At 37.2% G+C, this 21858-nt stretch carries 18 protein-coding genes; 10 read left to right on the top strand and 8 right to left on the bottom strand.

Translation table 11 applies throughout. The features are described from left to right. Nucleotides 1-101 precede the first annotated feature (101 nt). Nucleotides 102-1967, top strand: a complete 1866-nt coding sequence (locus tag RMA95_RS13545) for a SurA N-terminal domain-containing protein (RefSeq protein WP_263613623.1) — start codon at nucleotides 102-104, stop codon at nucleotides 1965-1967. A gap of 39 nt (nucleotides 1968-2006) precedes the next feature. On the opposite strand, the gene RMA95_RS13540 is transcribed toward RMA95_RS13545, so the two are convergent. Continuing rightward, entirely contained in the window at nucleotides 2007-2972 is a 966-nt protein-coding gene (locus tag RMA95_RS13540; RefSeq protein WP_263613624.1) for an AraC family transcriptional regulator, read from the bottom strand. Between the two features lie 171 nt (nucleotides 2973-3143). Between RMA95_RS13540 and RMA95_RS13535 the strand changes: the two genes are divergently transcribed. Then, on the top strand, nucleotides 3144-4367 hold the full coding sequence (locus RMA95_RS13535; RefSeq protein ID WP_151761450.1) for an alkane 1-monooxygenase: 1224 nt from the start codon (nucleotides 3144-3146) through the stop codon (nucleotides 4365-4367). Between the two features lie 115 nt (nucleotides 4368-4482). Here the strand turns inward: RMA95_RS13535 and RMA95_RS13530 are convergent, their stop codons facing one another. From RMA95_RS13530 to RMA95_RS13515, 4 genes are all read right to left on the bottom strand, one after another. Then, a complete protein-coding gene (locus RMA95_RS13530; RefSeq protein WP_311071269.1) occupies nucleotides 4483-5688 on the bottom strand; it encodes an acyl-CoA dehydrogenase family protein in 1206 nt (401 codons plus the stop codon). Nucleotides 5689-5709: 21 nt separating this feature from the next. After that, nucleotides 5710-6993, bottom strand: coding sequence for an acyl-CoA dehydrogenase family protein (locus tag RMA95_RS13525; protein WP_199999918.1), 1284 nt, complete (start codon nucleotides 6991-6993; stop codon nucleotides 5710-5712). A 229-nt stretch (nucleotides 6994-7222) separates the two neighbouring features. Next, nucleotides 7223-8596 carry an AarF/ABC1/UbiB kinase family protein gene (locus RMA95_RS13520; protein ID WP_174736296.1) on the bottom strand — a complete coding sequence of 458 codons (1374 nt, stop codon included), beginning with the start codon at nucleotides 8594-8596 and terminating at the stop codon, nucleotides 7223-7225. A gap of 233 nt (nucleotides 8597-8829) precedes the next feature. Then, the gene (locus RMA95_RS13515) at nucleotides 8830-9132 is read right to left on the bottom strand and encodes a hypothetical protein (protein WP_004701894.1); all 303 of its coding nucleotides are present in this window, start codon (nucleotides 9130-9132) and stop codon (nucleotides 8830-8832) included. A 191-nt stretch (nucleotides 9133-9323) separates the two neighbouring features. Between RMA95_RS13515 and ybaK the strand changes: the two genes are divergently transcribed. From ybaK to RMA95_RS13475, 8 genes are all read left to right on the top strand, one after another. Next, nucleotides 9324-9788 (top strand): Cys-tRNA(Pro) deacylase, encoded by a 465-nt coding sequence (gene ybaK, locus RMA95_RS13510; protein ID WP_004701891.1) that lies wholly within the window; start codon nucleotides 9324-9326, stop codon nucleotides 9786-9788. 431 nt (nucleotides 9789-10219) lie between these two features. Next, nucleotides 10220-12367, top strand: coding sequence for a bifunctional mannitol-1-phosphate dehydrogenase/phosphatase (gene mtlD, locus RMA95_RS13505; protein WP_311071266.1), 2148 nt, complete (start codon nucleotides 10220-10222; stop codon nucleotides 12365-12367). A gap of 105 nt (nucleotides 12368-12472) precedes the next feature. After that, complete coding sequence (locus RMA95_RS13500; protein WP_311071265.1) at nucleotides 12473-13099, top strand: 2'-5' RNA ligase family protein; 627 nt, start codon at nucleotides 12473-12475, stop codon at nucleotides 13097-13099. After that, on the top strand, nucleotides 13087-13605 hold the full coding sequence (gene cobU / locus RMA95_RS13495) for a bifunctional adenosylcobinamide kinase/adenosylcobinamide-phosphate guanylyltransferase (protein ID WP_311071263.1): 519 nt from the start codon (nucleotides 13087-13089) through the stop codon (nucleotides 13603-13605). The genes RMA95_RS13500 and cobU overlap by 13 nt, the downstream gene beginning before the upstream one ends. 2 nt (nucleotides 13606-13607) lie before the next feature. Beyond that, nucleotides 13608-14663, top strand: a complete 1056-nt coding sequence (cobT, locus tag RMA95_RS13490; protein WP_311071261.1) for a nicotinate-nucleotide--dimethylbenzimidazole phosphoribosyltransferase — start codon at nucleotides 13608-13610, stop codon at nucleotides 14661-14663. Beyond that, nucleotides 14656-15255 (top strand): histidine phosphatase family protein, encoded by a 600-nt coding sequence (locus tag RMA95_RS13485; protein ID WP_106466096.1) that lies wholly within the window; start codon nucleotides 14656-14658, stop codon nucleotides 15253-15255. The genes cobT and RMA95_RS13485 overlap by 8 nt, the downstream gene beginning before the upstream one ends. Nucleotides 15256-15382: 127 nt before the next feature. Beyond that, a complete protein-coding gene (locus RMA95_RS13480) occupies nucleotides 15383-16951 on the top strand; it encodes a histidine-type phosphatase (RefSeq protein WP_311071257.1) in 1569 nt (522 codons plus the stop codon). 108 nt (nucleotides 16952-17059) lie between these two features. Further along, complete coding sequence (locus RMA95_RS13475; protein WP_311071255.1) at nucleotides 17060-17800, top strand: adenosylcobinamide-GDP ribazoletransferase; 741 nt, start codon at nucleotides 17060-17062, stop codon at nucleotides 17798-17800. A 47-nt stretch (nucleotides 17801-17847) separates the two neighbouring features. Here RMA95_RS13475 and RMA95_RS13470 read toward each other — a convergent pair whose 3' ends face one another. The 3 genes from RMA95_RS13470 to RMA95_RS13460 all read right to left on the bottom strand — a co-directional run bounded on the left by RMA95_RS13470 (nucleotide 17848) and on the right by RMA95_RS13460 (nucleotide 21773). Continuing rightward, a complete protein-coding gene (locus RMA95_RS13470) occupies nucleotides 17848-19968 on the bottom strand; it encodes a TonB-dependent receptor (protein ID WP_311071253.1) in 2121 nt (706 codons plus the stop codon). Nucleotides 19969-20034: 66 nt separating this feature from the next. After that, entirely contained in the window at nucleotides 20035-20526 is a 492-nt protein-coding gene (locus RMA95_RS13465) for a hypothetical protein (RefSeq protein WP_311071251.1), read from the bottom strand. A gap of 137 nt (nucleotides 20527-20663) precedes the next feature. After that, a complete protein-coding gene (locus RMA95_RS13460; protein WP_009504867.1) occupies nucleotides 20664-21773 on the bottom strand; it encodes a 3-deoxy-7-phosphoheptulonate synthase in 1110 nt (369 codons plus the stop codon). Nucleotides 21774-21858: the final 85 nt, after the last annotated feature.

Raw genomic sequence — 21858 nt, 5'->3', positions numbered from 1 at the left:
GGCGCGTTTTTTATTAAATATCTGAATTGACCAATATTGCTCATTCATTCATTGTGGTTTTTCAGTTAAAATTCTCCTCGAAATAAAATATTGGAATACTTATGGAATCGTTTCGTACAGTCATTAAGGGTTGGCTCGGCAAAGTCCTTTTAATTTTGTTTTTGACCCCTTTAGCGCTTGTAGGTATTAATGGATATTTTAATAGGGGAAACAAGGCAGATGTCGCAAAAACTGTAAATGGACAGGACATATCAAAAAAAGACCTTGAAACTTTAACGCAAAGGTATAAAGAACAATATTTAGCTGCTGTAAAGGGTGATGAAAGTTTATTGAATTTACCGGTAATTCAAGCAAAAGCGCTTGATATATTGGTATCTCGTAATTTACTTATTCAGCAAGCTGAAAAACTGGGTATTTCTTTGAGCGATGCTCAAATCGAGCAAATGTTAGCTCAGCAGCCAAGTTTGCAAGAAAATGGCCAGTTTTCACAAAAATTATATGAAAATTATTTGCGTTCGATTGGTATGACAAGCCAAGCTTTAATTGCGAGCTTGCGTCAAGATCACGCTTTAAAAATGTTAACTTCAACTTTTTCAGATTATTCTTTAGTAAGTAAAGTTGATTTAATGCAAATTGCGAATTTGCAAACTGAACAACGTACATTACATTTGGCTAGCATTAAGTTAGACAGTTATAAAACTGGCTTAACAGCATCTAATCAAGAAGCTACTGACTACTACAACAAACATCAAAATGAGTTTAAACAGCCTGCTTCTGTTGATGTAGATTATGTTGTTTTATCTCCGTCTTTAATGGCGAAACCTGCACCAGCAACAGATGCTGAGCTTAAACAAGCTTATGCGAAGTTTGTAGAAACTCAGCAAAAAGATGCTAAACGTGTAGTGAAACATATCCTTATTACGACAGATGCTCGTGATGATGCAGCAGCTCAAAAGCTCGCTAAAGATGTATACGCAAAAATTCAAGGCGGTCTCTCATTTGCTCAAGCAGCAGCTCAGTTCTCAGAAGATCCAACTTCAAAAGCGAAAGGTGGTTTAGTTGAGGCTTATGCACCTGGCGTTTTCTCTGATGCATTTGATAAAACTGTTTCAAGTTTGAAAAATGGTCAAGTTTCACAGCCAGTAAAAACACAATATGGCTATCATATTATTGAAGCAGAAACTCCAGCGACCCAAATTCCCTCATTTGAAGCTGAGAAGGCGCGTTTAACTGCTGAAGTTGAAAAGAATAAAGTTGCTACTGTTTATTCTGATACTGTAAATAGTTTGAATGAAACAATTGTTGGTAATGACTCTTTAGATGCAGTTGTACAGCAAGTTAAAGGTACTAAAATTGAATCATTAAATGGCGTAACTTTAGCGACTCAAAATCCACAACTAAGTGATCCAAACGTAAAAATTAAATTGTTTAATGATGATGTGAAAAATGGCGATCGTAATGCTTCATCAAATATTCAATTAGCGAATGGTGATACAGTTTGGATTAAAGTACGTGATTATCATGCTGCTGGTGTTAAACCAATTGCTCAAGCCATGAATGAAGCGAAAGCTAAAGTGATTGATGAAAAAGCACGTAAAGCAGCTCAAGCTAAAATTGCAACAATGTTGACTGAATTCAAAACTCAGCCAGCTGAACAAGTTGTTGCGAAAAATAATGTACCTTTTGAATCTGCTGGTGTCTTTACTCGTTCACAAGGTTTGAAACGTGCAATTGAGCGTGCAGCATTTAGTGTTCCTACGCCAAAACCTGGTATGTGGTCTGTTACAACAGCGAACTTACCAAATGAGTTAGTCGTTGTTGCTGTTTCTAATGTAAATTCAGCTGCCGTAAACGCTATGCCGGCCGATCAGTTAAAGCAATTACAACAGCTTTATCGCCAATCTCGCGGTCAGCAAATACTTGAAGATTACAGCGAATACTTAAAGTCACACGCTAAAATCAAATAAAACTTATGTAATAAAAAAAGCGCTTCGGCGCTTTTTTTATTACTGATCTAGACTACTGCCAATATAGTTTTGTCTATATTGTTTAGGTGATAAATCAAATACTCTTTTAAATGCCTGACTAAATGCTGTTTCTGACGAATAGCCCACTTTATTTGAAATTTGTTGAATTGATAAATTACTTGTACGAAGATATTGGCTTGCTAAACGAAAGCGATAATGCTGTAAATAAGTAAGGGGAGGTTCCCCAATAATACTATTAAAAAGATTGGCAAACTTAGAACGTGACATGCAGCATTGTTCAGCTAATGATTCAACAGTCCAGCTTGCTTCAGGTTGGCTATGAATTGCAGATAGAGCATTACTTAACTCAGGATGAGTTAATGCTCCTAACCAGTTTTGTTGGTCAGACATTTGTTGAATATGATCTCGAATACATTCAATTAAAAGAATACTAACTAAATGATCGATAATTTTGTCATGACCGGGTTGAATTTTTTGTGTTTCGACCGCTAGAAAATAAAGTCCTATTTGCAACCATTCAGGTGGAGTCGTTTGGTTCTCATGCTGAATATGCATAATAGAGGGTAATGCATTAATAAGTGGCCCAGCCATATACGTATCAACTTGACAGCGTAGGCAGAGCAATAATGTATTTTCAGATGCTGATGAACCTAGTTCAATTGGATCATGACGATGCCCATTAAATAACGGAGTAATATCGACAGGATCTACAAGTTTACTCGCAGTAGCTTTTGAGTCTGTAGCATGGTGAGCTTTTCCAGAGGGTATTAAAATAATATCTCCAGCTGTTGCTGTTATTTTTTCTGAAGCATTTATGTGAATATATACAGAACCCGTTAAAACGATATAAGCAAGTAAAGCAGATTGATCTTGTGTTTTAAAGGCCCATTCACCTTGTGCTTTTATATAGATATATTCAGACTTATTTAAGTGGATATCATCAAAAAATTTACTTAGTGCATCCATATTTACGTGATCAATCATTATTTTAATAAAATTATAGTGAGCTATAAGAATAGATCAACATGTGTTTTTAGGACAAAAAAGTGGAAGAAAATGCCAAAGACTTTGAAATAGGTTTTTTGGACGGTTACAACTGTTAAGCAAATGGTATTTCTTTAACTATATAGATATATAGAAAAAGGAAATATGACTATGAATGCACCAGTAAATGTTCAGCAAGAACTTATGCCAGTGCCAGCGTCTATGCGTGAGATAGATCGTAAGCGCTATTTATGGATGATTAGTCCGGCTCTACCTGTAATTGGTTTAGGTATTTTAGCTGGTTACCATTTTGGTCCACGCCCATTAAAGAAAGTATTTGCTTTAGGTGGCCCACTTTTATTACACGTTGTGATTCCTGCAATTGATACGATTATTGGTAAAGATGCACGTAATCCAACCGATGAAGAAATTAAACTTCTTGAAAAAGACCCGTATTATTCACGTTTGGTGAAGAGCTTTATCCCATTACAATATGCAGCAAATGTTTATGCATGTTATTTAACAAGCCGTAAAACTACTTCATTTATTGATAAAATTTTGCTTGGTATTTCAATGGGTGCAATTAATGGTATTGCAATTAATACAGCCCATGAACTAAGCCATAAACATGATCGTATCGACCATATTTTATCTCATCTTGCTTTAGTACCTACAGGTTACAACCATTTCCGTATTGAGCATCCATACGGCCATCATAAACGTGCGGCAACGCCTGAAGACCCTGCATCTTCACGGATGGGTGAAACATTCTATGAATTCTGGCCGCGTACAGTTATTGGTTCTTTCAAGTCAGCAATTGAAATTGAGAAAAACCGATTAAAACGTAAAGGTAAAGAGTTCTGGTCACTCGATAATGAATTATTGCAAGGCTGGGGTATGACTGCTGCTTTTCATAGTTCGATGATTGGACTTTTTGGTAAAGGTACGATTCCGTATTTAGCGACGCAAGCATTTTACGGTATTAGTCTTTTTGAAATTATTAACTATATTGAGCATTATGGTTTGCTACGCCAGAAAAAAGAAAACGGCCAATATGAGCGTACAATGCCAGAGCATAGCTGGAATAATAACAACGTAGTGACAAACTTGTTCTTATATCAGTTACAGCGTCACTCAGATCACCATGCTTATCCGACTCGTCCATTTCAAGCGCTTCGCCATTTTGATGAAGCACCTGAGTTACCAAGTGGTTACGCAAGTATGTTGCTACCAGCATTGATTCCTTCATTGTGGTTTAAAATGATGGACAAGCGTGTATTTGATCACTACAAAGGTGATTTAAATAAAGCAAATATTTCACCAAAACGTCGTGCAAAAATCTTTAAAAAATTCGGTGTAGTTGATAAGTCATTAGAAGTTACGTCAGTTAAATAAATAAAAAATATATACCTGAAATACCTAATCCTCTAATCATATGATTAGAGGGTTTTTATTTTGTAGATAGAGTAGTACTAAGCAGCAAGGAAGTTTTAACTTACTTGCAACGCTCTTATTTTAATTCGCTTGACGATTTACCAAGCTCACGTCGAGCAATAATAAGCTGCTGAATTTGTTGAGTTCCTTCAAAAATATCAAGAATTTTTGAATCACGTGCCCATTTCTCAAGTAATTCATCTTCGTTATAGCCAACACTTGCTGCTAACTCGACACACTTCAAAGTAATTTCATTACCTACACGGCCTGCTTTTGCTTTGGCGATGGAAGCTTCTTTTGAGTTTGGTTTCTTGTTGTCAGCCATCCATGTTGCTTTCAACATGAGTAACCGTGCTGCTTCCCATTCGGCCTCCATACGGTAAATTTGTGCCGCAAGATTGGATGTTTGCAAATATGGCGTTGAGTAACTTGGGTCCAACTGATCTTTAAAAATTTCTTTAATACGTTCTAATGAAGCTTTAGCACAGCCAATGGCCATAGCAGCGACTAACGGGCGTGTATTATCAAAAGTTTCCATTACACCTGCGAAACCTTTAGCAACGTCCACTTCGGCATTACCTAAAAGATTTTCGGCTGGCACACGGCAGTCAGTAAAACTAATAACTGCCGTATCAGAAGCTTTAATTCCCAATTTATGTTCAAGGCGCTCCACCTTCATTCCAGGTGTGCCTTTAGGTACAACAAATGACTTGATTGCCGCACGTCCAAGTTTTCGGTCGAGGGTAGCCCACACGACCACAGAGTCTGCACGTTCACCAGAGGTTACGAAAATCTTTTCACCATTTAAAATATAGTCATTGCCATCTTTAGTTGCTGTAGTACGGATCGCAGCAGAGTCAGAACCACAGCCTGGTTCAGTAATCGCCATAGCTGCCCAAGTACCTTTAAAACGTTCTAGTTGCTCATCATTTGCAACTGCAGCAATTGCAGAATTTCCTAAACCTTGGCGTGGCATACTGAGTAATAGCCCAGTATCGCCATAACACATTTCAATGATGCCTAGTGCTGTCGACATGTTGGTGCCATTACGGACACCTTCATTATCAGTTTCACCACGTTTTCCTGCACCAGCTGCACCTGCATTAATTCCTTCGCCACCTTCATTCATGCCATCAATGAGTGAAGCGAGCATATCGAGCTCTTTTGGATAAGCATGTTCTGCTTTATCATATTTTCGGGAAATAGGGCGTAATACATTGATCGCAACATCATGTGCTTGATCAATCATCATTTTGAATTTTTTTGGATTTTGTAAATTCATGAAAATGTCCTCAGATTGATCTTAAGCATGTAAGCCAGAATGTAAAATTGCGGTCGCACGTAAATCACGGTACCAACGTTCAACTGGGTGTTCTTTTGTGAAGCCATGACCACCCAAAATTTGTACGCCATCTGTTCCTATTTTCATGGATTTTTCTGCACAAAGAAGACGAGCTAAATATGCTTCACGATGGAAAGGTTTACCTGCTTCAGCAAGACTTGCGGCATTTAGAATCAGCATACGCATAGCATCAATTTCAATTGCCATATCTGCAATCATGAATGCGACACTTTGGCGATGTGAAATCGGTTCTCCAAAAGCAGTTCGCTCATTGGCATATTTAATACAATAGGCTTTAATAGCTTCACAGGTTCCTACAGCCATTGCACACCACATAAGATTGCCTAAATCTAAAAAGGCGGTGTAATCAAAATCTGTTGCACCTAGTCGTAGAGCAGGAGTGTGGCTGAATTTTAAAGTAGCTGTCTCTGTTGCTTTGAGGCCCATTGCCGGAGTGTTCTTAATGGAAATAGTGTCACCCACTTGCACTACAAATACATCTGGCTTGCCATTAAAGTCAGCACTCACCAATAACACATCAGCCAAATCACCTAAAATGACTAAGGTTTTTTCACCATCAATGTAAAATTGATCATTTTCAAGAGAAGCTTTTGTTTTTAAAACATAAGGGTTAAATGCTGGAGTTGCTTCTTGTACTGCAAAGGTTGCTGTAATGTCTGAGTCTTCAGCAAAACATGGCAGATACATTGACTGAACCTCGGCAGATCCCCAACGTGTGATTGCATTAATAACGCTAAAGGTACTGAGTAATCCCGCTGTAAGACTAAAATCACCTTCAGCTAGTTTTTCAGCAATTAGTAAGTTGCTTACAATATTTTGTTCAGCAGCAACACCACCTAGTGCTTCTGGTAGGGCGTAATAATTTAGCCCTAAATCTTCAACATATTGCCAAAGACTTTCTGGAAATTGTGCTGCTTGATCGGCATCATGAGCTAATGCTAGTAAAACTTCTTTAGCAAATTGAGACATTGCTTCAGAAGTCATTTGTTGTTCTTCAGTTAGGCTTAAATCAAATAGGTTTTTCTTTTGCTGAGGTAGGCGTTGCTGTGGAATTTGTTTAGGTTTAAATGCTTTTTGAGTTTGGCTTAGTGCTCTAAAGCCAGCTTTTGAACCTTGATAAAGAGACTTTTCAAGAAATTTACGTAGTTTGAGTTGATCAAGTACATCGCTTCCAGCTAATTTTGTGATCAGCGATAAACCCAACCCTTGGGCTTTATTGATCATATTTGTCATGATTATGGTGTCCTAACACATTGTTATTGTTTTATGCTGACACGCAGTATAAGAAAAAACTATGTCGTTACTGACATTCAAAAAAAGAGTAGATAAATGGTAAAAATAAAATAGACTTGATTTTATGTTTTTGATTTTATAAATAAAAATTAGTTCTTAAAAATAATAATTTTGTTTGTATTGACTAGAATGACATTGAGCCATTCTAGTCGTGATCAAATTATGCAAAGTTACGAATCATACGACGTACATTTGTTTTGGCATCAATTACAGTCATGAATGTATATGCGCCAATAAATTTACGGCTAATAAACATAAATTCTTTTGGAGGGACTGAGAAATATCGGGATGCCATTGATTTACTTGCCTGTTGCATAACACGACTATGTAACTGGCTTTTTTTCCAGTCATAACGTTCATGTTCATCCATCAGGCCAGCTGGCATATCTGGATTATTTGCAGGGGTGCTGAATGCTTCGGTCGCAAGTAAAAAGACATCTGCCATACCCGGTTTAATACTTTCAGGCATCGCATCGAAAAACTCATATCCAGTCATTGCTTGGACCATTGCATGTTTATCATGCTGATAACCCGCTTGTATGAGATTACGCGCAACTGATAGTAAATGTTCATCGAACTGACGGATCGCACCAAAATCTAATAGTACGATTTTGTCCTGAACATCTTGGCCATTACCTAAACGAACAAGGTAGTTACCAAAGTTAGGGTCAGTTTGCATTTCGCCCCATTCAAATATCTCACGAACTGCAATCTCTAATGATGCTTCACCAAGTTGATTACGACGTTCTTGTGGAAGAGAGAGCATTACTGGGCTATTAATAGGTACGCCGCGTTCAAACGTCATACACAGGACTTGATCTGTGCAGTAGTCATCTATAATTGTAGGGACAATATAGCGTTCATCATCTTTTAAGCGCTCACCAAAGCGGCGAGTGGTTGCTGCTTCTACATCATAATTGACTTCACGATGCATCATTTCACGTACTTCATCAAACCACTGATCAAACTCACGGGTTTGTGGCACCATACGTGTAAGCTTAAGCATGTTTTTAAATAGACTCATGTCTGAGTCAATTGCACTCGCTACACCAGGGTATTGAATTTTTAAAACTAACTCTAATCCATCTGATTTGCGGATTGCGCGATGAACTTGTGCAAGAGAAGCTGTACCAATAGGTTCATGATCAATGGTTAAATCGTTTAACTTAGAACCAAGTTGTTCTTGTAAATGTGGCTTAATCGCAGGCCAGTCTAAAGCAACCGTTTGGTTGTTTAAAGTATTTAACGCCTGAGTAATTTCTTCTGGTAAAAAATGTTCACCATAAAGCGCCATCATTTGGCCAATCTTAACAATAGAACCTTTAAGTTTGCCAATTTCAGAAACAAGATAATTAGCTTGTTCGCTCATTGCCTTTTTACGCTTCTTCTCTTTTTCTTCTTCACTAGAGAAGAGGGTAGAGGCACTTGCAGTAGCCCAACGTGTTCCTGCCAGTAAAGAAGCTTTCGCGATTGATAAGCGTCGATCCATGGAAGAAGTTTTTAAACTCTTAAGCTTATCGTTCTGATTTGACATGAAAATAGAATCCTATGCGCATCATGCAGCCAAACGCTGGTGATCTAAAATTGTAACGAATATTACATGTTTTGAACGTATTAAAATAGTTCCCTCAGACTGAATGGTGAGTTGAAAGTATCATTTTATATCTTAATTTTCTAAAATAGCCTAAGCAATATAATGAAAATTAAAATACAATCTCTCCAGAAAGAGGAACTAGATTAAAAAGCCATTAAATATTAATCATTAACTTACATTTTAAACTGAATTTTTAATTCAGCTTTTTGCATTAAGTGGATACGATTAGCTTGAATATGTTGAATAACCATTTGCTTGACAGAATCATGCATAAAACCAAGTGCATGGGCCTTTACAATAACGATGCTCGGTAGTGTATAGAAAAAATACTTAACATCCTCAAAAGTGGCATTATTAAAAATGCCTTGTTCGATTAAGGTCTGCTGTAAAAATTGCTTTTCATTTAATACATGATCTGAAGATTCATCCCAAAAACGGTGACGCATTGCCATCAGATTATTGTGTTTGTAACTCATAAATTTGCCAGTTCAGACTTTAAATCTCAATTAAATATATTGGAGTCATCCACTCAATATCAAGTTCAGATTGTTTTTTGTTCAATGTCTGTTTGATTTTTCATGTAAATGATGTAAATAGCCTAAGCAAATTTTAAACTTTTCTCTAAAATAAATATAATCAATATCATTTCATTAAAATCTAAAATCCTATGACACCTGCATGTAGACTATTAAAAAGTAATAAAATCGAATTTTCTATTCATGAATATGAGCATGATGCAAATGCTAAAAGTTTCGGTTTAGAAGCTGCCGAAAAATTAAATCTTGATGTAAATGAAGTTTTTAAAACACTACTTGTAACTGATGAAAAAAATTATTTTGTCGCAATTATACCTGTTAATCATCAACTCAATTTAAAAAAGGTGGCTACGGCGGTTGGCTGTAAAAAGCTACAAATGGCAAATCCAAAAGATGCAGAACGTTTAACAGGGTACTTAGTGGGTGGAATTAGTCCATTAGGACAAAAGAAACGTTTGAAAACTGTGATAGATGCTTCTGCGCAAGAACTTGGCAAAATTTATGTAAGTGGTGGAAAAAGAGGATTAGATATTGGTCTAAATCCGAATGATCTGGCGCAAATATTGACGGCGCAATTTGTAGATATCCTTGATTGATTAAAATAAGAGCAATATCAAATTGACTTATTAAATGAAAATGATTATCATTATTGTGTGGAGTTTGGTTCTACCAGAAGATAACAAGAGTTAGATAAATTTCTGGTATTGGTAGACCTGCAAGACATGATAAAAACAATGCAGGTTTGTTTAGCAGTAAATGGACCTAAGAAAAATAAACATTATCAGCGCAATAAAAAGAACAAGTAAAGATAGCAAGCAAGGATAGCTTGCTATCTTTGCATTAGAACTCGGTTTCAGAATTATTTTCATTATTCAACCTTTTAGAGTTTTTAAGTTCTCTCAGTAACAGATTACTTATATTTTTGATTAAAAAATAACCAGTAATGTTTCATTTATTATCATCCTGCCTTTTTAATCAATTTTTTGTATACCCTGAATAAAACATGATCAAAAAAAGAGGTAAAAACGTGCTTATTTTTCATGGAAAACCTGTTCATGGAGCTATCTTTGATATGGATGGGACAATGTTTGACACTGAGCGCTTACGGTTTCAAACATTGCAACAAGCATCTCAAGAGCTGATTGGGCAGGAGTTTTCACACGAATATTTAATGCAATGTTTGGGTTTAAGTGCAACAACGGCGGAAAAACTTGCACAACGTTTATATGGAATAGATGTGCCATATAAAGAAATACGAAAAAGAGCCGATGAGATGGAGCTTGAACATATTCGTAAACATGGTGTGCCTATTAAAAAGGGATTAGTTCAAGTTTTAGAACGTTTACGAAAATCGGGTTTAAGAATGGCTGTTGCGACTTCAAGCCGTAGAGCAATTGCCGAAGAATATTTAATTAATGCGAATGTTTATAAGTTTTTTGATGTGATTACTTGTGGAGATGAAGTTGAACAAGGAAAGCCGCATCCAGAAATCTTTTTAAAAGCAGCTAGTCAACTTCACTTGGACGCTAACCAGTGTCTTATGTTTGAAGATTCTGAAAATGGTTTAACTTCAGCGCATACATCGAAAGGCCTAACGATTTTATTAAAAGATATTAAAGAACCAAATGATGAAATGTTAGATAAAGCGCATTTTTATTATGATCAGATGTATGACTTCTTAACAGATCTTGACCAATTTATTCCTGTTATGGTTATGCCAGAGATGCTGGAACCTTTTCCGCAAAGCCTAAATCAACTGACGGTTGGGATACATGGTTTTGGAGCAATTGGCGGTGGTTATGTAGCACAAATCTTGTCGCATTGGGATGGTTATACGAAACCAAAACGTATTATTGCGTCAACAAGAAATAGTCTTTTCCGCGAAGCTGTAAATGCGTTTGGAGCTTACAGTATTCGCTATGGGCAATTTTCTTATGATGAGCGTATTGAGAATATGACCATTGTTGATTCTGACAATGAACAACAAATGTTAGAAATGTATACTCATTCAAGCTTAATTGCACTTTGTTTACCCGAAAAAGCTATCGAAGCTGAAGCAAAAATAATTGCAAAAGGATTATATGCACGTTTTAACTCACCACTTGAAACATGTATAGAACCGCTAACCTTTCTAATTATTTTAAATAAAGTCGGTGCGAAATATTTAGTGATGAAGCATCTGAGAGAAGCTCTACTAGAGTTAACCAACGATGAAGATGTAACGGAGCATATTTTAAAAGAGCATTACTTTTGCGACACCGTAGTTAATCGTATGGTTTCAAAACTTTCTAATCAGAGTTTATATCGTCAGCTCCGTATTAAGCATAATTTTCTTGAACAGCATTTAGAAGATGTGGAGCAAGAAGAACAAACCGAAATTGAAGACTGCAATAAACTGACTCAAGATCAGCAAAATCAGGCTTCTATCTATGTTGATAACATGCGTCGTAATTTCCAGCCGGGGCATATATTACAAAGCATGGATTTAATTCTGTTCCATAGTGAAACCGATATGCCAATATATGTAGAGAAAGGTAGTCCTTTACTTGAAAAGTTGCGTCAGGTGGTATTGGTTGACCAAATTACAGATATTCAACTCATTAAAAACCGTCTATGGAACGGCGTACATGCGATGCTTGCTTGGTACGCATCTTTAATGGGTTATGAATCTATCGGTGTTGCCATGGGCGATCATTCCGTTAAAGCATTTGCAGAGAACTTAATTGCAGAAGTGAAGCAGGGACTTGCAATTGCATTACCTAACTATGCAAAAGATCTGAATCGAATGGCACAAAGTTTTCTAGACTCATGTGAATATGCATTTAAAGATCCTTGCCAACGCGTAGCTAGAGATCCATTACGCAAACTCAATCATAATGAACGTGTTATGGCATCAATTGAAGTGAATATTCGTCATGATTTGCCTTATAAAAATTTATTAAAAGGTGCTGCTTTAGGTTATGCCTATGCAATTCAATTTTTAGAAATTGAAGAGACTAAAGCGGTTGAACATTTGCAACAGCAAATTCAGACCTTAGACCTGAGTACATCTCAAAGAAGACAACTTGAAGTTGAGTTGGTTCAACTTATTCAATATTTGTTTTCTGAACAAGACAAACAACCCTTGAACATGAGTATTACCAACGCCAAAACTACAGGTACTCAATATGTTTAAATTCGCTTAATAAATTAAGGCTCTACAATTGAAAGGCAAACATGTTTTAATACGAAATTTGAATGATTTTGAATTAAAACTGTGCTGTTAAAACCCTCCACACTCATGGTGCCGACGTCTATGCGGGATTATCCTGAATGGCACCTTGGGCGTCAAAATTACGCTTTATGGTATCTAGAAATTAATGATCAGAAATTAGTTCATTATCTAGATCAATTGCGTGCGCATTTTTCAGAATTTCTAGTAGAGCCTAATCACCGTCAATATCATGTCACGCTGTTTATATGCGGTTTCTTGACTCATGAGACTAAAGTTCATGATGATGACTTTTGTTTTAGTGAATTTGTGCAGCAAAGGGAAATTTTAAGAAAAGAAAATATTGCACCATTTCAATTAAAAATTGGTTCGGTTGATAGCTTTAGTAGTGCTTTATTTGTAGAAATTCAGGATAAAGAAAATATCTTATCTTTCATACGTCAAAAATTAGGCTCAATTTCTAATGAAATTGCCGCTTTAGATTACTATCCGCACATTACATTGGGTTTGTATAAAAAAGACTATAGTAGTGATTTGATTTTACAAAAAATTTCTCAATTACCTGTACAATACGATCAGGCTGAATTTGATCTTAAAGTTGAGCATTTAACCTTTGGTTATTATGAGGCTCAAATTTTACAAGGGCAGCTGTATCCGTATCAGCATTTGTTTTTAGGTGAGCCATGTTGCAATTGATTTTAGGTGGTGCTCGTTCTGGCAAAAGCCGACTGGCTGAACAAACAGCAATAAATACGCAATTAGCTGTGACTTATGTTGCTACGGCGCAAGCACTTGACTCTGAAATGCAAAGCCGGATTGCCCATCATCAAAATCATCGTCCTGCTCACTGGTCTTTGGTTGAAGAACCATTATTTTTAGCAAAAACTCTGCAAGAAATTGATAGACCTAACCAAATTATTCTGGTGGATTGTTTAACACTTTGGCTAACCAATTTGTTACTTTTAGAAGATAAAAACGTTCAACAATTTGAGTGTGAACAGCTGTTAAAAGTTTTACCCACACTCCAGTCAGAAATCATTTTAGTAAGTAATGAAACGGGTTTAGGCGTTGTGCCACTCGGTGAGATAAGCCGCCGTTTTGTCGACGAAGCAGGAAGGCTACATCAAGCCTTAGGGCAAATTGCAGATAAGGTTGTGTTTTGTGTGGCGGGTTTTCCAATGATTTTAAAAGGTGAGAAATAAAAATGAACTGGTGGTTAGAATCTGTACAAGAACCTAATTTAGATGCAAAACAACAAGCTGAGCAACATCAACTCCAACTTACCAAACCTACAGGTGCCTTAGGTGATTTAGAGCAGATTGCAATTACACTTGCCAGTTTACAGTCAAATGCACATCCACAAGTTAACCATCCATGGATTACAATTTTTGCAGGTGATCATGGTGTAGTTGAAGAAAATATCTCTGCATATCCCCAAGCTGTTACCCGTCAAATGCTGCAAAATTTCACAACTGGCGGTGCGGCAATCAGTGTGATTGCTAAATATCATCAAGCCCATTTACAAGTCATTGACTGTGGCACAGTAGGCGAACCATACCAATATGCAGGCGTTGAACGTCACTGTATTCGTGCCGGCACAGCAAATTTTGCCAAACAAGCTGCAATGAATGCTGATGAGTGCCGTGCTGCCTTAGAGTTAGGGAAAAAAAGTGTAGATACTGCTAAAGCGAATGGTGCAGATATTTATATTGCGGGTGAAATGGGTATTGGAAATACCTGTTCAGCTTCTGCGTTAGCCTGTCTTTTACTAAATGATACGGCTGAGCAATTAACGGGATTTGGTACAGGAATTGGTGCCGATCAGTTAAGACATAAAATTGAAGTAATTGAAAAGGCAATTGAACTTCACCATAAACATGTCATTGGTGATGTCTTTAAAACACTATGTGCTGTAGGTGGTTTGGAAATTGCGGCAATTACAGGTGCTTATATTCGCTGTGCGCAAGTGGGTTTACCTGTGATTGTGGATGGTTTTATTAGTTCTGTAGCCGCCTTATGTGCGGTACGAATGAACCCTAAAGTACGTGACTGGATGTTATTTGGTCATCAATCGGCTGAGTATGGACACCTACGTATTTTACAAGAACTTAATGCTGACCCGATTTTAAAGATGAACTTGCGTTTAGGCGAAGGTAGTGGGGCTGGTACTGCCTTGGCATTAGTTAAAATGGCATGTGTCTTACATAACCAAATGGCTACCTTTGCTCAAGCTGCTGTAAGCGGGGATAAAATTGGGTAAATTTAGAATCGATTTGCTCAGACATGGTGAAAGTCAGTATAGCCATACTTTACGTGGGCATTTAGATGATGAGTTAACAGCAAAAGGTTGGCAGCAAATGCAGTCAACCATTGAGCAAGTCACAGACCAGTCATGGGATATTATTGTAAGTTCCTCATTAAAACGATGTGCTTGTTTTGCTGAGGAACTTGCCAAAACAGCAGAACTCCCTTTACTTATAAATCATGACTTAAAAGAAATGTATTTTGGGGAGTGGGAAGGTATCTCAACTCAGCAAATTTATGAAACTTCACCTGAATTACTTGCAAACTTTTGGCAAAAACCAAGTCAATATTGTCCACCTCGCGCTGAAACATTAAACCAGTTTCAAAAAAGGGTTCTGAAAGGGTTTCAGGATTTGGTTACGCATATGCAAAAACATAATTTACAGCATGCGTTAGTTGTTACTCATGGGGGGGTGATTAAACTATTGGCTTGTTTAGCCGAGCAGCAACCTTTAGATGACTTACTTAAAATATCGGCAGAGCTTGGGAAATTATATTCTTTTGAATTTTCTGAAGCAGATGGTCAATTAACTTTTATGTTGAGATAGATGAATTTTATATTTTTATACACTTGTAAGTTATTATTTTTATAAAGATATTTTAAACTATGTAATAGAACTGTCATTACTAAAAATTAAGCTATTGGCATTTATTAATTAATTACTTATTTGGCTTATGAATATTTTATTTAAAACTAGTGTGCTTGCAGCTTCATTATTGCTCGTGGCTTGTAATAATAATGATGATCAAGAAGTTCAAACTCCACCATCTACAAATTCATCAAAATATTATCAAACCAAAACACCTTATCAACCACAGCAAGACCTAAAAAATTATGAACAAGCTCCAAATGGGTTCCAGCCAGTTTTTACAGAGTTGGTTGCGCGACACGGTTCGAGAGGACTATCAAGTCTTAAATATGATTTAGCACTTTATAATTTATGGAAACAGGCGAAAACAGAAAATGCTTTAACGCCTTTGGGTGAGCAATTAGGTGCTGACTTGGAAACCATGATGAAAGCCAATATTTTATTAGGCTATGGGGTTGAAGGTATTCGCCAATATGGTTATGGGAATGAAACCATGACCGGTATTTTAGAACACCGCGGGATTGCCGATCGCCTATTACAGCGCTTGCCAACACTTGTAAACTCTCAAGCATCTATATTGGTACAAAGTTCTGGGGTAGATCGTGCGGTGGATAGTGCTAAATTCTTCACTGCTGAACTGATAAAACAACAGCCCCAGCTGAAAGATAAAATTGTTCCTGTGTCTTATACCAATTTATCGAGTTCAAGTGTTCCTAGTCTTGTAGACGGGGGGGTTGATCGTTTTAAACTTTATTTTCATAGTCTAAATGCGACTGAAGATTTAACTCAACCACTTAGTGCTAGCCAACAAAAAATTTATGATGCTAGTCAGGCCTATCAAGATTTCGAAGCAAACAATAAAGATTTAGCCCAAAAGTTGAGTGAGTTATCGAAGAATACTCAAGCAGAAAAAATTGCCCAGTCCGTACTCACTCCGATTTTTAAAGCAGACTTTATTAAAAAACTTGGTACGACAGGTTATAGTTTTAGCAATAATGGGTCTTTTACAGTAACTTCACCAAAAGGTGAGCAAATTACAGAAAAAGGTAAGGGTAAAAATACCATTGCTAGTGCAGTAGATGCTGCGGCTTATGTTTATGAGCTTTATTCAATTTCTGGTGGTATGAAAGATGAGTTAAAAGGTGTTGATTTTGATAAATATATGCCTTTGGAAGCCGCAAAATTTTATGCTGAATTTAATGATGCCAATGATTTTTATGAAAAAGGTCCAAGTTTCACAGAGTCGAACCAAGTTACAAGTGAAATTGCTCAAGGACTTAAACAAGATCTGTTCCAACAAGTTGATGCTGTTGTAAATAAAGCTCAACCATATAAAGCAGTTTTACGTTTTGCCCATGCTGAAATTATTATTCCTCTGGCAACTAGCTTGGATTTGCATAATATGATGCAGCCTTTACCACTACGCCAGACTTATAACTATTCAACAAGTACATGGCGTGGTGAAGTAGTTTCACCTATGGCAGCCAACATACAGTGGGATGTTTATCAAAATAGTCAAGGCTCGACTTTAGTGAAGATGCTTTATAACGAAAAAGAGACTTTATTTAAATCTGCGTGTAACTATGCGCGTTACACACCAACTAGTTTTTACTACGACTACATCAAATTAAAGCAGTGCTATCAAATACAGTAGTTTTTCACAGTTTTTGAAGTGTTTAATGGGAATAGGGATTGCTATTCCCATTTTTATTTCCTCATAATTCAGTTTGTTTTTATATATAGATCAGTTAGAGAGTGGGATATGACACCTTTTTGGATTGCATTGCAATTTTTAACTGTTCTACCTATTGAGTTAAAGACTACACCAACGGCGCAACAAAATGGTCGGGCTATTTTGTTTTATCCACTGGTTGGGATGATTATTGGTGGCATACTTTTTCTTGTTGCCTGTCTTTTAGCCAAATTACCCGTTGTTTTACTTGCCGCAATTATACTTACTTTATGGATTTGGCTGACTGGGGGATTGCATCTAGATGGACTGGCCGACACAGCTGACGCTTGGGTAGGTGGCTTTGGAGATAAACAACGTACTTTACAAATCATGAAAGATCCGAGCTGCGGCCCAATTGGAGTGCTGAGCTTAGTTATCATTTGTTTGCTCAAGTTTGCTTTGGTCTTTATATTGATTGAACAACATCAAACGCTATTCTTAGTATTTGTTCCTGCACTTGGACGTGTGGTGCCATCTATTTTGTTTTTAACTACACCATATGTTCGCGAAAAAGGCTTAGGTCGTTCTTTGACAGACCATTTGCCTAAAACTGTTTCATGGATAGTAGCTGCATTAATTTTACTGTTACCTTTGTATTGGGAATGGCAAGGGCTGATAGCGGTAATTGGTTTTTTAATAAGCCTGATTTATTTAAGATATCTGTTTATAAAACGAATTGATGGCATTACGGGAGATACCGTGGGCGCTACGATTGAAATTAGTGAAACCGTTCTGCTTTTTACTTTTGTCTTAAGTTGTTTTTATTTATAGTTAAATTAAGCGTTTGTGGCCAGTTGTGACCACAAACTTAAATTTACTTAATTACCAAAATGATAGCGTAGACCTATTAAATATGTACGTGGAGCTGCCGGTGTATAGCTCACTTCATTATTACTAAAAGAAGTGCTTTCAGCATAATGTGTATCTGCCACATTTAAAATCTGACCATATATTTCATAGGCCTTTTTACGATAGTTTGCACGCAGGTTGAGTACCGTATGACCATCATATTTTTGAGTATTGGCGTCATTAATCCAATATGAACCTACATATACACCTTCTGCTGAGAGTAATAATTCGGGGATTGGCTTAATTTGATATTCAAGCGTACCAAAAGTTTTTGGTGCGCTCGGCATATCATTTCCACTGTAATCAATAGTAGCTGACGGCTGGAATTGTTCATAATGATGACGAGCCCAGCTACCTGAAATTTTCAATTTTTGGTCAAGCTGATCGGAAATTTGCCAAGTTCCACCGACTTCAATACCTTCATGAAGAGTTTTACCTGCATTACGTGGTTCACGGGTATTATCGGGTTTAGTATAACTAATTACTTCATCTTCACCATTTAAACGATAAAGCGTAATTTCACCATCTAATCGGTCATTGAATGTTTTAAAACGGACACCTGCATCAATATTGGTAAAAGTTGCTTCAGTTAAATTCGGAGTAACTAAATTTGCGCCGTAAAGGCTACTGACCTCTGGTGGAACAAAGCCTTGTGACCAGTTTGTATAGAAGTCGATTTGAGGAGTAATATTCCAAATTGCTCCTAATTTTGGACTAGCCTTGTGAAAATTTCTTGTTTCATCCGGAGCGCCAGTAACATTAGAAGGGGTTAGATTATTCTGATAGTCATAACGAATCCAGTCATAACGTGTGCCGCCGACTAAGTTTAAGTTAGGCAAAGCTTGCCAATTCACTTGAGCATAGATCGCTTCATTATCAACGTCGACATCAAAATCACGTAAAAGCTTTCGCTGTTTAAAACTCGTATAAATACGTGTAACAGGATCTCGAAAAACTTCAATATCATTAGTTCTGCCCTGAGTCGGTGAGTGCTCAGCCATACTACCCACGACTAACTTGAATTGGCCTAAAGTTGCTGAGTGTTGTAGGTTGACTCCATAGGACTGAAAACTATTATAAGTGGTTTGTCCGCTGTAAGTTCCTGTTGCAACTCCATCTTTCTTGTCAGTTTTTATGTTATAGCTTGGATTTTGCTCGGTTGTATTATCCCGATAATATAAAGTGATTTGACTTTGCTGTTGATCATTCCAGTCATGACTTAGTTGGGAGGATATACGTGTTGCATCTACTTCCCGGTAAGTAAATGTCTGATAGCTATAACCAGGCCGTTGACTATAATCTTCAGTATTTAAGCTACCCGTCATATCTGCATATAAGTGGTTATAGGTAAATATATTTTTCAGTTTAGTTGTGTCTGAAATCTGCCAATCATGACGTAAGGTAACGCTTTGTTTATCTGATTCGGCATGATCTTGCCAGCTATCACCGCGATCACTGGCATAGGCAGAAATTCTTAACCCATGGGCGCCAGTACGAGTATCAAAGGTATCAGAAGTTCCCACGTCAACACGGCGATAACCTTCACTACTTGCACTCAGACCAATATCCGCTGTTGGTGTGGCACTCGGCGCCTTGGTTAAAAAGTTGAGGGTTCCGCCAATTGCATTACTTCCATAAACACTACTTGCTGGTCCACGTAAAATTTCAATATTGTCTACACTCGCCATATTCATCTCATACAGGGCATTATGGTTAAACACACCTACAGGTCGAATTGAAAGGCCATCTTCTAGATATTGATAAACAGCAGCAGTAGTCATGGGTTGGCGTATAGACATCATGTGCTGCTCATTACCAAGGTCATTCATTAAAACCCCTGGTGTCTGGTTCACAAGTTGTCCAATAAACGTGGCATTTTTATTTTCAATTTGCTCGTTATTAATTTGGCTAATAGCTGCTGGAGTTTTATTGAGTGTTTCACCTTCACGGCTTGCTGTGACTACAATCGTTGCTAAGGTTTTTGTGTCACTATTTGCTGGTGTTAAATCGTCAGCAAAAATAATAGGACTGGCTGACGCAGATAAGCACGCCGCACTTAAAACAGATAAGCGGAATTTGAGGGATAACATATTTTGACCCTATAAAAAGCAATAAGTTTTGAGTCCTTGAAAATCAAGGGTAATAAAAGTTGCGTTTTACAGAGCAGTTGGTGGGGCGTGTTTAAGCGGTAAAATATAGAAGGCAGGGGGAAGTTCTAGCTGTATTGTCCATGTATGACACAGACATCGTACACGGGTAAACCAACGTAAAATTAAAACAAAAATCAAAGCAATTAAAGGAATTAAAATTGCTGCATCTAGACCATGCGTACATAGTGGACAATGCTTCATGATTTGAGTAGCTAGAGCAAAGACTTCTTGAGCATGCGAACTATGAAATTTATCTTGAACAGATTCCATATGATGATGAGCATGTGAAGGGTGATACTGCTCCATATTAAAATTTTGTTGGTGGGCCGAATGCTCTAATACAACTGGTTGGCAGTGACTAGGCATAGTATACAATTCAGGTACGATGCCAATTTGCACAAGAGTAGGCAAAAAAATGTGCCATAGTAAACACAGCAAAGTGATAGCACTTAAAAGCGTGCGCCACTTCAGCAAATGTTGACGGAAACTCAGCACCATATTTTAGGCGGTCGTAGTGGAAAAACTCGTCGAAGTATAATCAAAAACGAATAGCTGTCATAGCTGAATTCCGACCAAACAAAATAAAAAAAACCCTCAAAAAATGAGGGTTTAATCTTCAATCTTTAAAAGATGAATTAACGGTTTGGTAAAACTTCTTTTAATGCTTCATGCATTTCAAGCAATGTCTTTTCGGTAGTTTCCCAATCAATACAACCATCAGTGACTGATTTACCATATTCAAGGTCGCAAAGATTTTCAGGAATATCTTGGCGGCCGCCTTTTAAATGGCTTTCGACCATAATACCTACGATAGACTTATTACCATCTAAAATTTGTTCAGTAATATTTTTAAGAACAAGCGGTTGTAAGTATGGGTCTTTATTTGAGTTTGCGTGGCTCGCATCAATCATGATTTTGTTGCTAACTTTTGCTTTTGCTAAAGCATTTTCTGCTTCTGCAACAGAGCCAGCATCGTAGTTTGGCTTACCATTACCGCCACGTAATACTACGTGTGCATAAGGATTACCATTTGTATTAATAATTGAAACCTGACCGTCTTCATTTAAGCCTAAGAAACTATGGCCATATTTAACAGACTGCATGGCATTGGTTGCGACAGTTAAACCGCCGTCTGTACCATTTTTAAAACCTACTGGTGATGATAAGCCAGAAGACATTTCACGGTGAGTTTGGCTCTCGGTTGTACGTGCACCAATAGCAGACCATGAAATTAAATCTTGGTAGTACTGTGGAGAGTTAGGGTCAAGTGCTTCAGTTGCACAAGGTAAACCTTTTTCATTTAACTCAAGCAAAAGTTTACGACCAATACGTAGACCTTTCTCAATGTTAAATGAGTCATTCATATCTGGGTCATTGATTAGACCTTTCCAACCAATTGTTGTACGTGGTTTTTCAAAATAAACACGCATAACTAGATATAGAGTATCTTTAACCTTTTCGCTTAATGCTTTTAAGCGGTCAGCATATTCGTGAGCAGCTTTTGGATCATGGATAGAGCAAGGACCAATAACGACAAATAAACGTTTATCTGAGCCATCTAAAATATTACGAATAGTTTCGCGGCCTTTTAGAACAGTTTGGGAAGCAACATCAGATAATGGAAGTTCTGACTTAAGCTCAGCGGGTGTTACAAGAGTTTGGATACTTTTAATGTTAACGTCGTCGATATCTGGCTTTGAAACGGAATTTGAATGTGTAGTCATTGCTGTCACTGGTTCGATCATACTAAAGGTTGTTTTGTGTACTGAATATACCATGAAATAATTATGAAAATACTACATCTCATGGCAATTCAGTTTGGAAAAATCC

Origin of the sequence: Acinetobacter sp. V110_1 (assembly GCF_031798975.1) — a bacterium.
GTDB classification, from domain to species: domain Bacteria; phylum Pseudomonadota; class Gammaproteobacteria; order Pseudomonadales; family Moraxellaceae; genus Acinetobacter; species Acinetobacter nosocomialis_A.
This window is presented reverse-complemented; position numbering and strand designations above follow the sequence as displayed.

What these genes read in the sequence shown, in the direction of transcription:
- RMA95_RS13545 (WP_263613623.1), top strand. Translation starts at nt 102, where the DNA reads ATGGAATCGTTTCGTACAGTCATTAAGGGTTGGCTCGGCAAAGTCCTT.
- RMA95_RS13540 (WP_263613624.1), bottom strand. Translation starts at nt 2,972, where the DNA reads ATGATTGATCACGTAAATATGGATGCACTAAGTAAATTTTTTGATGAT.
- RMA95_RS13535 (WP_151761450.1), top strand. Translation starts at nt 3,144, where the DNA reads ATGAATGCACCAGTAAATGTTCAGCAAGAACTTATGCCAGTGCCAGCG.
- RMA95_RS13530 (WP_311071269.1), bottom strand. Translation starts at nt 5,688, where the DNA reads ATGAATTTACAAAATCCAAAAAAATTCAAAATGATGATTGATCAAGCA.
- RMA95_RS13525 (WP_199999918.1), bottom strand. Translation starts at nt 6,993, where the DNA reads ATGATCAATAAAGCCCAAGGGTTGGGTTTATCGCTGATCACAAAATTA.
- RMA95_RS13520 (WP_174736296.1), bottom strand. Translation starts at nt 8,596, where the DNA reads ATGTCAAATCAGAACGATAAGCTTAAGAGTTTAAAAACTTCTTCCATG.
- RMA95_RS13515 (WP_004701894.1), bottom strand. Translation starts at nt 9,132, where the DNA reads ATGAGTTACAAACACAATAATCTGATGGCAATGCGTCACCGTTTTTGG.
- ybaK (WP_004701891.1), top strand. Translation starts at nt 9,324, where the DNA reads ATGACACCTGCATGTAGACTATTAAAAAGTAATAAAATCGAATTTTCT.
- RMA95_RS13500 (WP_311071265.1), top strand. Translation starts at nt 12,473, where the DNA reads ATGGTGCCGACGTCTATGCGGGATTATCCTGAATGGCACCTTGGGCGT.
- cobU (WP_311071263.1), top strand. Translation starts at nt 13,087, where the DNA reads ATGTTGCAATTGATTTTAGGTGGTGCTCGTTCTGGCAAAAGCCGACTG.
- cobT (WP_311071261.1), top strand. Translation starts at nt 13,608, where the DNA reads ATGAACTGGTGGTTAGAATCTGTACAAGAACCTAATTTAGATGCAAAA.
- RMA95_RS13480 (WP_311071257.1), top strand. Translation starts at nt 15,383, where the DNA reads ATGAATATTTTATTTAAAACTAGTGTGCTTGCAGCTTCATTATTGCTC.
- RMA95_RS13475 (WP_311071255.1), top strand. Translation starts at nt 17,060, where the DNA reads ATGACACCTTTTTGGATTGCATTGCAATTTTTAACTGTTCTACCTATT.
- RMA95_RS13470 (WP_311071253.1), bottom strand. Translation starts at nt 19,968, where the DNA reads ATGTTATCCCTCAAATTCCGCTTATCTGTTTTAAGTGCGGCGTGCTTA.
- RMA95_RS13465 (WP_311071251.1), bottom strand. Translation starts at nt 20,526, where the DNA reads ATGGTGCTGAGTTTCCGTCAACATTTGCTGAAGTGGCGCACGCTTTTA.
- RMA95_RS13460 (WP_009504867.1), bottom strand. Translation starts at nt 21,773, where the DNA reads ATGATCGAACCAGTGACAGCAATGACTACACATTCAAATTCCGTTTCA.